The sequence below is a fragment of the Anaerococcus groningensis genome (assembly GCF_046365465.1).
Taxonomy (GTDB): domain Bacteria; phylum Bacillota; class Clostridia; order Tissierellales; family Peptoniphilaceae; genus Anaerococcus; species Anaerococcus groningensis.
In genome coordinates, this window is the sequence record NZ_JBGMEG010000007.1 from 58,966 (window position 1) to 73,315 (window position 14,350).

12 protein-coding genes are annotated in these 14,350 nt (G+C 33.6%); 1 reads left to right on the forward strand and 11 read right to left on the reverse strand.

Features of this window, described 5'->3' with window-relative positions; genetic code table 11:
- Window positions 1-60: 60 nt before the first annotated feature.
- From AB9Q04_RS04950 to AB9Q04_RS04970, 5 genes are all read right to left on the reverse strand, one after another.
- The gene (locus AB9Q04_RS04950; protein ID WP_410024262.1) at window positions 61-855 is read right to left on the reverse strand and encodes a DUF262 domain-containing protein; all 795 of its coding nucleotides are present in this window, start codon (window positions 853-855) and stop codon (window positions 61-63) included.
- Window positions 856-1,027: 172 nt separating this feature from the next.
- Complete coding sequence (locus tag AB9Q04_RS04955) at window positions 1,028-3,454, reverse strand: lamin tail domain-containing protein (RefSeq protein WP_410024263.1); 2,427 nt, start codon at window positions 3,452-3,454, stop codon at window positions 1,028-1,030.
- A gap of 140 nt (window positions 3,455-3,594) precedes the next feature.
- Window positions 3,595-4,599: an ornithine carbamoyltransferase gene (gene argF, locus AB9Q04_RS04960; protein ID WP_410024264.1), complete on the reverse strand. Its 1,005-nt coding sequence runs from the start codon at window positions 4,597-4,599 to the stop codon at window positions 3,595-3,597.
- Window positions 4,600-4,725: 126 nt separating this feature from the next.
- Complete coding sequence (gene arcC / locus AB9Q04_RS04965; RefSeq protein ID WP_410024265.1) at window positions 4,726-5,661, reverse strand: carbamate kinase; 936 nt, start codon at window positions 5,659-5,661, stop codon at window positions 4,726-4,728.
- 40 nt (window positions 5,662-5,701) lie between these two features.
- Window positions 5,702-7,228 (reverse strand): alanine/glycine:cation symporter family protein, encoded by a 1,527-nt coding sequence (locus AB9Q04_RS04970; protein ID WP_410024266.1) that lies wholly within the window; start codon window positions 7,226-7,228, stop codon window positions 5,702-5,704.
- A gap of 346 nt (window positions 7,229-7,574) precedes the next feature.
- On the opposite strand from AB9Q04_RS04970, the gene AB9Q04_RS04975 reads away from it, so the two are divergent.
- On the forward strand, window positions 7,575-8,696 hold the full coding sequence (locus AB9Q04_RS04975; protein WP_410024267.1) for a helix-turn-helix transcriptional regulator: 1,122 nt from the start codon (window positions 7,575-7,577) through the stop codon (window positions 8,694-8,696).
- A 34-nt stretch (window positions 8,697-8,730) separates the two neighbouring features.
- Here the strand turns inward: AB9Q04_RS04975 and AB9Q04_RS04980 are convergent, their stop codons facing one another.
- From AB9Q04_RS04980 to AB9Q04_RS05005, 6 genes are read right to left on the reverse strand one after another with little or no spacing between them, the layout of a single operon-like run.
- On the reverse strand, window positions 8,731-9,549 hold the full coding sequence (locus AB9Q04_RS04980; protein WP_410024268.1) for a MurR/RpiR family transcriptional regulator: 819 nt from the start codon (window positions 9,547-9,549) through the stop codon (window positions 8,731-8,733).
- Window positions 9,550-9,558: 9 nt separating this feature from the next.
- Window positions 9,559-10,449, reverse strand: a complete 891-nt coding sequence (locus AB9Q04_RS04985) for an ROK family protein (protein WP_410024269.1) — start codon at window positions 10,447-10,449, stop codon at window positions 9,559-9,561.
- A 60-nt stretch (window positions 10,450-10,509) separates the two neighbouring features.
- Window positions 10,510-10,959 carry a NanQ anomerase/TabA/YiaL family protein gene (locus AB9Q04_RS04990; RefSeq protein ID WP_410024270.1) on the reverse strand — a complete coding sequence of 150 codons (450 nt, stop codon included), beginning with the start codon at window positions 10,957-10,959 and terminating at the stop codon, window positions 10,510-10,512.
- A 9-nt stretch (window positions 10,960-10,968) separates the two neighbouring features.
- Entirely contained in the window at window positions 10,969-12,483 is a 1,515-nt protein-coding gene (locus tag AB9Q04_RS04995; RefSeq protein WP_410024271.1) for a sodium:solute symporter family protein, read from the reverse strand.
- 9 nt (window positions 12,484-12,492) lie between these two features.
- Window positions 12,493-13,416, reverse strand: a complete 924-nt coding sequence (locus AB9Q04_RS05000; protein WP_410024272.1) for a dihydrodipicolinate synthase family protein — start codon at window positions 13,414-13,416, stop codon at window positions 12,493-12,495.
- Between the two features lie 36 nt (window positions 13,417-13,452).
- A complete protein-coding gene (locus tag AB9Q04_RS05005; protein ID WP_410024273.1) occupies window positions 13,453-14,148 on the reverse strand; it encodes an N-acetylmannosamine-6-phosphate 2-epimerase in 696 nt (231 codons plus the stop codon).
- Between the last annotated feature and the right edge of the window lie 202 nt (window positions 14,149-14,350).

The following is a 14,350-nucleotide window of genomic DNA, read 5'->3' on the forward strand; positions in this document are numbered from 1 at the left end:
ACCATTTTATAAACTCATTATAAACTTCATTCTTACTTGGTAAAACTTTATCTTTACTAGCTAAAAATAGTCTAAAGAAAGATTCAAGTTTTTAGAATCGTGCACTAGATACTCTTCTATTTTCATCCAGTAATCTTTATAGTATTTCTCTTGTAAATCACTATTCATATCCATTAATAAAAAATTTCTTATTAAGTCTGATGCCGTTAGTTTTACACCAGTAGCATTAATAGATTCAAATATCTTTTGAGCATTATCATTATCTGATAGAGGTATGCAAACTACATAAAGTTTGTCTAAGGCTAGTATTATTTCATTAAGTTCATATTTCTTATTTAAGCTTCTTATTTCATTAAGGATATATATAAAGTTTTTATAAATTACTGAACTTTTATTTTCTATCTTATCAGCTTTGCCCTTAACTATATACTGGTATACATCATCATCAGATACTAGTGGTTTTAATTTATATTTTATTTTTTCATTTGAAAAGGGATTTGTTAAAACTTGTCCATCGAGTGCTTTTATTTCTTCATCCATTCCATTTTCTACCATAATATATCGTATAGCATACAGGATTAAGAAAGTGGTTGTAATCCTTTGTTGTCCATCAATAACTGAAAACTCTTTTGTAGAAAAATCAATTGGTTTATCTATGTAAATAATTATGCCTAAAAAGTGATTCTCAAACTCGCCATTCAATACACTTTCAAGATCATCTAAGTACCTTCTAACTTCTTTTCCAGCTGTCCAAGTATAATTTCTCTGGTACACTGGTATTACAAATTGACTTCCAGTGCTTTTTTGAATAAATTCATACAGGCCTGTTCGTATTGGGTTTTGAGCTGATGACATATTTTCTCCTTTTTGTTTAGTATTGTAATTATTTTATATTATACTGTATTAATTAATGTTATTAGTAAAATTATATTTTAGCCTGATTCCAAAAACTGATTTTAACCCCTTACTTATATATAGCAAAACCCCAGGATTCTTCCCGAGGTTTTCTTTGTCCTTTTTCTATCACTTATTTTTCAGCTAAGATTATATCCATCTCTTCTAAGGCTTTTTGGCTTTTTTCTTGCAGTTTTTGTGATGTTTCTAGAAGTTTTGCTATTGTTTCTTTGTTTTTTTCTGCTATATTTGGTGCAATATCTTTTAGGATTTGGATTGCTCTTGCTGTTGTGCGGTTTTTTTCTACTGATGCTTTTAGTTTGTTGTATTTTGCTAGTAGGTCTTTTTTGTAGTAATAGCCTTCTTTTATTGATTTGTAGCCATTTGATACATAGATTATCTCGTCTGTGATTTTTTCTGCGTATGGTTCGTTTTTGCTTTGTTTTATTTGTGGCAATTCTTTGTTGTAGTGGATTTCGATTTCTTTTTTATCTTCTATTTTTAGTGTTGGTGGGATTACTATTGTTATATTGTCTATGATTGGCTTTTTGCCTTGGTCTTTTTTTGGGCTTTCTTTGCCTGGGATTTTTGTAAGCCCTAGGTCTTTCATGTAATCTGCTTTTATGGCGCTTTTTCTAAAGGCTTTGGTGTTTTCTCCGTCCATAAACCAGTAGGTTGATCTTAGTCCATCTGCTGATGCTTTTGGATCTATCATAAATCCTTCGTTGTTTAGGTCGATATTCATATCTTTTGGTGCTGTTACGTGGACAATTTTTGGATCTTTGCTTCCATCAAATTGGATTATGTTGTGGATATTGTTGTAGTCGTTGTCTGCATTTGCCCAAAGCACGTTGTTTTCTGTATCAAAGTCCATGCTCATTACTCCACCTAGACCTGTTTGGATTTCTGATATGACTTCTGCTTTTCCATTTTCTTCAAGTACTAGGGCGTATACATGGCCATTTGCTTCCATACCTACAAAGAATATTCCGTCTGCGTAGGCCTTTGGATAGTCGTTTTTGTCTAGGGCTTTGTTGTTTTTTTGGTCATATAATAATCCGTTTAGATTATCAAAGCTTACCCACTCAATGGTTTCTATGCCTAGGTTTGCTCCTACATCTGGCAATAATTCTGTGATGTTCCATTCTCTGTCTGCTACCATTTCTTTTGCATCTTTAAATGGATCTGCTACTTGAAGTATCATGTTTTTGTTTACATTTTTATCGCCGTTGTCGCGTTCTACTGCTAGGTAAACTCTTCCTTTATTATCCACTGTGATACCTTCTGAGTCTGGACCTGCTGCTTTTGGATCATTGGCATCTTTTATAAATTTGACTGCTTTTCCTTTGTTATCAAATCCTGGGGCAAAGATTACTTGGTCATTTTCTATTTTAAATATTACAAATCTACCTTCTTTGTTGTTTACTCCATATATCCAACCATCGTGATTATCTAGGCCTGATAGGTCTTTTAGGTCAAATATTGATGTTTCGTCTAACACTTTTACTTCATCGATACCTGGCCATGCACTTGTTTCTACATTTATTTCTTTTTCTACTTTTTCTTCTGTAGTGTTTGCTCTACCTTTTGAAGCCTTACCATCTACAATTTCTCCTGTACCATCTGGAATTCGTCCATATGTACCATTTGCATGATTTTGCCAAGCAAATTTATCTACTAGCTTATCTTCTTTGTCGTATAGATTTACTTCATCATTGCCACCTAGACCAAATTTAAAGTCTACATTTTCTTCAAATACGAAAAACCCTTTGGCTGGTATGCTTGTTCCTTCTTTTACAATAAATGCTGGATCTTTTTTATGTTTTGGGTCATTATCTAGGATATACCAACCAGAAATATCTATTGCATGGTCTGTATTGTTGTATATTTCTGCATAGTCGTTTCCACCACTAGGGTCTTGGGATTCTACTTCATTTACTACTATCTTGCCTTTAAATGTTGACTCTTGGCTTACTGATGGTTGTTCTGGTGTGATTGGTTCTTCTTTCTTTGCTACTGGATTTACTTTACCTTTTGAAGATGGTGCTTGTTCCATCTCTCCAGTTTTCGGATTTCTGGCAAAAACTTCGTTTGGATGGCCACCTGACCATTGGTAGCTATCAATTAATTCTCCATTGGCATTAAATAACCTTACTTGATCATCTTTGCCAAGTCCAAAAGCAAAATGATTATTTTCTTCTAATACAAAAACTTCTTCAGGATTTAAAACTACTCCTGATAATGCTTTTATTTCTCTATCCTTATCATCAAAAATGTACCAACCTGTTAAATCTACTGCTTGACTTCCTTTATTGAAAAGTTCTACATAGTCTGGACCTTTGTTTGGGTCTTTTGTCATGATTTCATTAATTACAATATTAAAATCATTTTGATTTGTAACTGTATCATTTTCTGCTAATAAATTTACATTTTCTAAATCTGATCTGGTTTCTTCAAAAACTTCATATTTATCATCTTGAATTATTTCTTCATTTGCAAAACTATCCTTCGCTCCAAAAACAAGACTTGTTGCAAGTACTGCTACTAATAATTTGTTCATAAAATCCCCTTTGTGCTTTTTAAGTAAGTTTATATCAATAATGTAAAATACATGTAAAACATAGGTAAATTTTTATAAAAAAATGACCTCTAAGGCTTTAAAACCTTATGAGGTCACTCTAATATTTTATCTTAAACTAATTATTTAAGTGTAGCATACATGATTGCTTTAATTGTATGCATTCTGTTTTCTGCTTCGTCAAATACTTTTGATTGGTGTGATAAGAATACTTCTTCTGTTACTTCTTGGCCGTTTAGGTCGTATTTGTTTCCGAATTTTTCGTTAACTTCTTTACCTACTGTTGTGTTTAGGTCGTGGAATGATGGTAGGCAGTGCATGAAGATTGCTGTATCTTTTGCATTTGCCATTACTTCTTTGTTTACTTGGTATGGGTGAAGTTGTTCGATTCTTTGTTCCCAAACTTCTTCTGGTTCTCCCATTGATACCCAGATGTCTGTGTAGATTACGTCAGCATCTGTTGTTGCTTCTTTTACATCTTCTGTGAAGTTTACTTTTGATCCGTGTACTTCTGCAAATTCACGTGCTAATTGTTGTACATCTTCTTCTGGCCATAGGTCTTTTGGACCACATCCTGTGAAGTTTACACCTAGTTTTGCACATGTTACTGCTAGTGAGTTACCCATGTTGTTTCTGCAGTCACCCATGTATACAAAGTTGATGCCTCTTAGTTTACCAAAGTTTTCTTTGATTGTAAGCATGTCTGCGATCATTTGTGTTGGGTGCCATTTATCTGTAAGACCATTCCATACTGGTACTCCAGCGTTTGCTCCAAGTTCTTCTACTAAGTCTTGGTCAAATCCTCTGTATTCGATACCATCGTAGAATCTACCTAATACTTTTGCTGTATCTGCGATTGATTCTTTTTTACCCATTTGACTTGAACCTGGATCTAGGTATGTTACTCCCATTCCTAGGTCATATCCTGCTACTTCGAATGAACATCTTGTTCTTGTTGATGTTTTTTCAAATAGTAGTGCTATATTTTTTCCTTCTAGGTATTTGTGTGGTGTACCTGCAAGTTTTAATCTTTTAAATTGTTCTGATAGTTCGATAAGGTAAAGTACTTCATCTTCTGTGAAGTCTTTGATTGCCATTAGGTTTCTTCCTCTTAAGTTAACTCCCATTTTATATCTCCTTTATGTTTACTAAAATATTACCAAATATATATTACAAAATGCATATTATAGCATTTTATAAGCAACGTTACGTTATTTTGTTACCCGTATATTTTCGTTTTAATCAAGGGTGGCTTAGCCGTTTATGATTTTTGTTCCTACTTCTCCTGATAGAGCGTATGCTGCTTTTTCTAGAGATGTAATGATTGCTGTTCCTTCTGGATTTTCTTCGATAAATTTGATGCATGCTTCTACTTTTGGTAGCATGGATCCAGCGTGGAATTGGTTGTCTTCGATGTGTTTTTTGATTTCACTTACTGTGATTTCACGAAGTTCTTCTTGGTTTTCTTTACCAAAGTTAATGTATACTGAATCTACTGCTGTTAGTATTAATAGTGTATCTGCACCGATGTCTGATGAGATTCTGCTTGCTACAAAGTCTTTATCGATTACTGCATCTACCCCTTTTAGTTCGCCATTTTCATTTAGAACTGGGATACCGCCACCACCACCTGTGATTACTACACCATCGTTGTCTAGGTGATTTGTAACTGTGTCTAGCTCAACGATTCTTTGTGGTTTTGGACTTGGAACTACTCTTCTAAATCCACGACCTGCATCTTCTTTAAATGTGTATCCATCTTTTTTTGTTATCTCGTTTGCTTCTTCTTCTGTGTAGAAGTTTCCGATTGGCTTTGTTGGATTTTCAAATGCTGGGTCTGTTGGATCTACTTCAACTTGTGTTACTACTGTTGCTACTTTTTTGTCTATATTACGAGATGCTAGTTCATTTTCTATAGCTTGTTGTAAGTGATATCCTATATATCCTTGGCTCATTGCCACACATTCCACTAAGGGGAATTCTGGGATTGTTGAGTCTTCTTTTGCTGCTAGGGATAAAGCAAGGTTTATTACTCCTACTTGTGGTCCATTTCCGTGAACTACTGCTACTTTATCATATGTTTCGATAATATCTGCAATTGATTTTGATGAACCTTTTACAGCTTCAAGCTGTTCTTTTGGGCTATTTCCTAGGGCATTACCACCTAGTGCTACTACTATTGATTTCATGTGTCCTCCTAAATGTTAATAATGGTTTGTAAATAATTTATTATTTATTTAATGAATCATCATCTGATTCAAATGTGCGTGTTTCGTCTTGTGAAACTTCTATGGTTTTTGTTGTTGTTCTGACTTTTTCATCTACTGGTCTAGAGGTAGCTTGTGATGTAACTTTTCCAGTATCTAGCCTGTAGTATTTGTCTGATTTAAAGAAGTCATCTGCAATTTCTTTTACTTCTCCGCTCATCATTATCAGACCAATCAAGTTTGGTATTACTACAAGTCCTAATGTAAAGTCAAGGAATACTCCAGCATTGTCAAATGATACGAATAACGCTGCAAGTATCATAAGAGATGCAACTATTCTCATTACTTTTCCTACTTTTGTTCCAAATAGGTACTCAGCTTGTTTTTCACAGTAGAAAACTATTACTATGATTGTTGATAGTACAAATAGGAATAAGCAAATTGAGATAATTACTGAACCCCATTGACCAAATAATGTGTTAAATGATCTTTCTACAGCAATAGATCTTACTGCTGCCATGTCAGCTTCGCTCATGCCTGGTTGCCATACTCCTGTAAGGATTACTACTAGAGAAGATATTGTACAAACTATAATTGTATCAGCAAATACTTCAAAAACTCCCCATAGACCTTGTCTAGCTGGGTGGTCTGTTGTAGCTGCAGCGTGTCCATAACCTGCAGAACCCATACCAGCCTCGTTTGAGTATACTCCACGAGCTACCCCTTGGGAGATTACTTTAGAAAGTGTTACACCTGCTATACCACCCATAGCTGCCTTAGGATTAAAAGCACCTTTAAATATATAACCAAAAGCTGCTGGTACATCACCTATGTGCATGATTATGATTAATATTCCACAGATAATATAAAAAGCTGCCATGATTGGAACTAATTTTTCAGTTACCTTACCAATTTGTTTTACCCCACCAAATACAACTATAGATACTAGAATAAAAATACCAATAATAGCAATTCTTTTAGCAACTAGTTCATCTACTGCAAGTGGTTTAAATACACTTTGGATAGGGTTTACTGCTGATAATGTTTGAAGTGTAATTGATGGAAGGATTTCTATCATAAAGAAAAATGCTGCAAGGGAACCTAGGACTTTACCAAGATTGCCTTTTAGACCATTTTTAAGCATGTATGAACATCCACCAACGTATTCTCCCTCTGCGTTTAACTCTCTATATTTTATAGAAAGTGCAACTTCAGAGAATTTTGTTGCTTGACCAATGATTGCAGCAATCCACATCCAGAATATTGCTCCAGGTCCTGCAATAAAAATAATTGTAGGTGCTACTACGATATTTGCAGCCCCAATGGAGGAAGCAAGTGCTGTTGTCATAGCTTGGAAAGCTGAAACTGTACCGTCACCTTGATTTTCTTTGGAAAACATTTTTCCAAAAGTTTGGCCCATTATGTATCCAAAATGGCGCAGTTGGAAAAATCCTGTTCTGATAGATATAAGCAAACCGCCGCCCATTAATAGGACTAATAAAGGCCAGCTCCACAACCAATCAGTAAAGCGTGATAATGTATCTAACATAATTTTCTCCTTTTTTATAAGCTCGATATGACTTATAAATATTTACAAACCATCATCTTGATAAAATTATATCACATGAGTAAATGTCCAAGGGACATCTAAGTTAAAAATTATTGTAAAATTAATGCAAATGTTTTCACAGCTTAAAGAATTTATTTTTTTAAATTTTTTTGTACTTTAATGGGCCAAATTATGTTATAATTAGAGCGATAAGAGGTAAAAGGGAGGGATTAGTATCAAAGATCGTACCAATATCCAAGATGAGTCGACATATTTTCAAACTGACTTTAGCCAATCAGTTCTAATAGATATAGGAAGTGAGATTTGTAGCAAAGAAACAGATCCTTTGCTTCATACCAATGCCAGATTTTGGTATATAAAAAGTGGCAAGGCAATTTTTAATATCCAAGGGGAGAACTATACCCTAAAAGAAGGAATGCTGGTGGGTATCTTGCCATGGTACTACACACAAATTATACAAATTATAGAACCAATAGACCTAGATGTTGTGGTAGTAGATATTGAGCTTATAAATATTTTACTTAAAAAAACTAACGAAGTATTTGGATCTACTGCTCAAATCACTACTGCTATATCTGAAAATGCCTATGTTATTTTAAATGATGATGAAAGAAAAATTGTAGAAAATATCATCCAAATCCTAAAAGATGAGTTTCGCTCCTTTAAAAATGGCAAGGCCTATGCCAATCAAATGATTTATATAAAACTTATGGAACTTGCTATTTTATTTGAAAAACTAACTGATAAGGGTAAAAAAAAACTTCAAAATAATAACAAAATAGAAATATTTCATTATATATGGGCTCATTTGGATGAAAAAATTACTTTAAAAAGCCTGGCCCACACTTTTTACATATCAGAATCAAACATTTCTAAATACATAAAAGAAGAAACTGGCCTTTCTTTCACTGACCTTACCTCACTTATGAAACTTACTAAACTTATGGGCTATCTAAACTTTTCTGAAAAAAGCTTGGAAGAACTTTCTGTTATACTAGGCTTTAAAGATGCCTCCCATCTTTCAAAATTTTTTAAGGCTAAAACAGGTCTTAATTCTAAGGACTATAAAAATTCCTACCATACCATAGATACATACGACTCAGTGGTTGGCTATGAAAAAATGGAAGAGATAGTTGATAATCTAATAAATAACTACTATCAAGATTTAAAAATAGATGATATTTGCCAAAAATTTGCTATAAGTCAAAATCAATTAAATAAGTCCCTAAAATTTTATGTAGGCAGAAGTTTTGATGATTATATAAACTATGTCAGAGTGATAAATGCAGCCAAACTTCTATTACAAACTGATGATTTGATTTCTGTCATAGCCTATAAGGTAGGTTTTAATACAACAAAGACCTTTTATAGAAATTTTAAAAAAATCTATGCTATAAATCCCAACGATTTTAGGCAAAAAATAACCTACCAAAAATATAATATCTAATTAAAAAAAATCATTCCCATCTAGGAATGATTTTTTAGTGTCCATTATTCAAGGCCTTTAAAGTATCATCATGCATCTTTTCCTTAAGATTTTTATCCTCATCCACAAAAAATGAATAAAGTAAATCTACCATTACCGATAAGGGAAATTGGGGGCTTATGACATTACCATGATTTAAGTGTTTTAGGGATGGAACTAGGACTATTTCATCGCAATAAGATCTTAACTCATCTCTATTTTGAGAGGTTATTAAAACTGTTTTCGCATTTTTATTGTGGGCTTCTTTTAAAAAGTATAGGACTTCCTTGGTTTCTCCGCTAATACTTAGGCCTATGACTAAACTTTTTTCATTATGAAAAACGGCTCGCATTTTCATTTGATCAGCATCAGTTATGGAATCTATATTTACCCCTATTCTCATAAATCTTGTTTCCATTTCATTGGCTGCAAGACCTGATGATCCCTTTCCACACACAAAAACTTTTTGAGCTTTGTTTAAATAATCTATAACTCTTTTTAGCTGGTTTTCATCTATAAGCGAATAGGTTTTGTTTAAAAGTTCCTGGTAGGTTTCTAAAACTTGGCTAACATTATTAGTAATTTCATCTTGCTTTTCTACAAATTTTTGCTTGTATTCGTAGATAAATTCTCTATATCCTCTAAAACCACACTTTTGGGCAAAGCGTGATAGGGAGGCTTCTGATACAAAAAGTTTTTCAGCTAATTTTTTTACTGCAAAATCTCCTTTTTTATCATTATGAATAAAAAAATCTGCAATATTTTTTTCAGTAGGCGTGAAATTTTCGTAGTTAGATTCTATGGTTTCAATTACTGATTTTACATAATAAGCCATAAAATTCCCTTAATTTTTGGCTTCTTGGTTTTTAAAATTATAAAAGGCTCCTAGCATGCCTGCTGCATTTTGATTACTAGCAAATTTTAGACTTATTGCATCATAAAGTGGTTTTTGTAAATATTTTTCTAGATTGTTATCTATTTTTTCATACAAATATTCTTCTTGAGCCATAATTCCACCGCCTAGGATAACTGTATCTGGGTTTAAGACATAGACTATATTTGCTATGCCTCTTGCTAGCACGTCGCACATTTCATCAATTGCTTTTATGCAAATCTCATCTCCGCTTTTAGCTAGGTCAAATATTTTCTTACCATTCCAATCTTCTACGTTTTCATCTTTTAAGTCAGCAACTTTTTCTACTAAGGTTTTTGCAGAAGCTAGGGTCTCAAAGGTACTATTTTGCATATTAATATATCCAATTTCCATAGCAGATCCAGAAACTCCATGGTAAACTTCTCCATTTATTATTGCACAACCTCCTATTCCTGTTCCTATGGTAAGGATAAGAGCGATCTCACTATCTTTCCCTGCACCTGATTTGTATTCTGCAAGGCCTGCGCAGTTTACATCATTTTCTACATGAGTTGGTAAATTAAATTTTTCTTTTATAGGCTCTTTAAAGTTTATTCCTGTATAGCCTGGGATAAGTTCTGAGGCATAGCGGATAGATCCATTTTTTGTATCAACCATACCTGCTGTGGATATGGCAACTCCTTCTACTTGATGATTTTCCTTATAGTCTCCCACAATTTTTAAGGTCTTTTCTAAGATTTGCCTACCACCCTTACTAGCTTCTGTGGCAAGCTCGTGTTTTTCTAAAATCTCTCCATTTTCATTTATCAGACCATATTTTATAAAGGTCCCGCCTATATCTATACTGATATATTTTTTCATAATCACTCCTAAGTTTTAGTTTTAAAAAGGCATAAGACTTATGCCTTATGCCCTTTTTAATTAAATTTTGATTTTAAATATTGCTTTTTTAGTGTATACTGGATCATCTATTTGTAAGGCTGTCATATGAACATCGTTTGGATAGCAAACTAAAAAGTCTCCTATTTTTAAATCTACTGATGAATTTCTCTCACCTTCTGCTGCTTGGAAGTCTTTTTGCTCATCGTAGTCACCTAGGTCCATATCTTTTAAAAAGTTTAGGTCAATTCTTTCTTGACCTAAAAGCATGAGGTGAAGGTCTAGGTATTCTTTATGAGCTTCCCAAAATCTATTTTCTGGTGTTGTTGTGTCATATTCTACTATGTTTACAAAAAATTCATCGCCGTTTATTTTGTGGATGCCTGCTTCCATGTTCTCCATATCATTTTCTTCGTAATAGTCAAAGCAAGCTTTGATCTTATCTTCTAAGTAAGCATATTCTTCTAAGTTTGTTATGTTTCCAAATATCATTATTTTCTCCTATTGTTGATTATATACGGTTGAATTTACCGGTGGTATATCTTTTATACCCTTAACCCTATTATAAATTATAGATCCAATTACTCCAACTATTAATGACACTGCTATAGAAATAATTGAGTATGACCAGAATGATACTTTTGCTGGGTCTACAAAATATTTTATATAAACCATTACAAGGGCAGCTACCGCAAAGGCAAGGCTTGCTCCAAATTTATTGGCAACTTTTGTAAAGGCACCTAGGATAAAGATTCCAACTAGGATTCCTAAAACTAATCCCATAAAGCCGTTAAACCATTCGTAGGCTGATTTTACTCCACCGTGGGCTAATAATATTGAAACAATTATTGCAAAAATACCTACTACTAGAGAAACTCTTTGGCCAATTTTAGTTTGTTTTTCAAAGGTCATGTCTTTTTTATTTAAAGTTGATTGGATATCTAAAGCCCAGCTTGATGCAACTGAGTTAAGTCCTGTGGATAGGGTTGATTGGGCTGCTGCATAAATTGCTGCAAGTAGTAAACCTGTAACCCCAACTGGTAGCTCATAGGCTATCCATGATGCAAAAATTTGGTCTTGTTGGGCATTTGGTGGTAGTGGATTACCTTGGACTTGGTAGAATACATATAGTCCTGTACCTATTAGGTAAAACACAGTAGCTATAAATATTGATAGGCAACCATTACCAATCATCATTTTTCTAAGTTGTTTAGGATCATTTGTTGTTGTAAATCTTTGTACTATATCTTGGCTTGATACATAAGAACCTATTGTATTTATACCAGCTCCTACAATTAGTAAAAAGACACTATCTCTTAGGATATTTGCATCAAAAATTGGTTGGTCTGCTGCTAAAAATTTGTGGTTAGCAAATAATTCTTGGTTAATAGCACCCATTCCACCATTTATATTACTGATAAGGTAGATTAGACCAAAAGTAACACCAATTAGTAAAACTGATCCTTGGATAAAGTCAGTCCACAAAACAGATTTAAGACCACCTGAGTAGGAATAAATAATTGCTATTACTCCCATAATAATTATAAGAATGTCTACATTTATGCCCATAAGGCTAGATAAAACCATACATGGCAGATACATAATGATAGACATCCTACCAATTTGATAGATGATAAACATAATTGCCCCAAGGACTCTAAGGCCCTTAGATTTATATCTTATTTCTAGATATTGGTATGCTGTATCTATATCTAATTTTGCATAAATTGGCAAAAAGAATTTTATGGTAAATGGTATAGCAATTAGCATACCCAGTTGGGCAAACCACATTATCCATGTTCCTGCGTAGGAGTTTCCAGCAAGGGACAAAAAGGAAATAGGGCTAAGTAAGGTTGCAAAGATAGAAACAGATGTTACCCACCAAGGGATAGACCCATCACCTCTAAAATATTCTTTACCGGTCATTTCTTTTTTAGAGAAACGAAGGCCTGCAAAAAGTACTGCTCCTAGGTATACTATAAGTATTATTAAATCAATTGTTGTAAAACCCTGCATACTTTTCTCCTACTTAGCCAGATATTTTTCTCTTGCATCTCTTATCATAGATGCTGCCTCTTTAACTATTTTTTCATCTTCTTCTATTAAGGCTGGTAGTGGTTTTCTAACAGATCCTAGGTCTAAGTTTTCATTTTCTTTTAAAATAGCTTTTATAACCGCATACATATTTCCATGACCTGAAACCATTTTATAAATTATTGAATTTATGTCATATTGGATACTGCGAGCTTGGTCTAAATCGCCATTTTCAAAATATTCATTCATTTTTAAAAATAATTCTGGCATAGCTCCATAAGTTCCACCTATACCTGCTTCGGCACCGATTAATCTTCCTGAAATAAATTGTTCATCTGGACCGTTGAAGATAATATAATCTTCTCCCGCATCTTGTTTAAAGATTTGAATGTCTTGGACTGGCATTGATGAGTTTTTTACACCGATTACATTTGGATTTTTTCTCATTTCGACAAATAAGCTTGGTGTTAGGGCAACTCCAGCTAGTTGTGGAATATTATAAATTACAAAATCAGTATTTGGTGCGGCTGATGAAATATCATTCCAATATTCTGCAATTGCGTATTCTGGAAGTCTAAAATAAATTGGTGGGATAGCTGCTATAGCATCTACACCTAGGCTTTCTGCATGAGCTGCAAGTTCCATAGAATCTTTTGTATTATTGCAAGCAACGTGGGCAATTACTGTTAATTTTCCTTTTGCTTCTTTCATGACATTTTCTAAAACAATTTTTTTATCTTCAACACTTTGGTAGATACATTCTCCTGAAGATCCGTTTACATAAACACCCTTTACACCTTTTTCTATAAAGTATTTGGTTAAGTCTCTAACTCTTTCTGGGCTGATATTTCCCTCATCATCATAGCAAGCATAAAATGCTGGGATAACACCTTTGTATTTGTCTAAATTTCTCATAATTACGTTTTCCTCCTTATTAAAATTTTTATTTTTTTAGTTTTCTGCAAGTTTTTCAACAAAGTTTTTTGTAATCACTTGGGGTCTAGTTATTATTGATCCTACAACCACACTGTAAGCACCAAGTTCTATTACTCTTTTTGCCTTTTCTGGGGTATTGATATTACCTTCTGCTATGACTTTGCCATTTGCCTTTTCAATAATTTTTCTTAAGATTTCAAAGTCATTAGCCTCAATCTTATCTCCCTTTGATTGGTCAGTGTAGCCAACTAGAGTTGTTCCTATAAAATCAAAACCTAATTCATCGGCATGGAGTGCTTCCTCTACTGTAGAGCAATCTGCCATTAGTAATTGGTCCGGATATTTTTCTTTGATTTCTTTAAAAAATTCATCCAATGTTTTACCACCTGGCCTCAAATCACTTGTAGCATCTAGGGCTATGATATCAACTCCAGTTGCTGTTAGCTCATCGATTTCCTCCATGGTTGGTGTTATGTAAACTTTTGAGTCATCATAATCTTTTTTTACAATTCCTATAATAGGTAAATCCACTTCTTTTTGTATTTCTTTTATGTCAGCTGCAGTATTTGCTCTAATACCGCTTGCCCCACCTACTTTTGCAGCTCTTGCCATTCTTCCCATAATAAATGAAGAATGAAGTGGCTCATCAGGTAAGGCCTGGCAAGAAACTATTAAATTTCCCTTTATAGCTTCTACTTTCTTGTTTTCCATTATTCTAACCTCCATCTTTAGGAAAACTATATCCTGTTCTGAATTATATTTCAATATTCAATCACTAATTAGAAATTACTTTCAAGATAGCACCCTTTTGGTAACATTTTCCTGTTTTCCTTACACTATTTAATTTTATCTTTGAAAGTAGCTTCAGAAAAAATTGTTTTTTTGAAATCAGAACTACCAGCTTAGCTGGTAG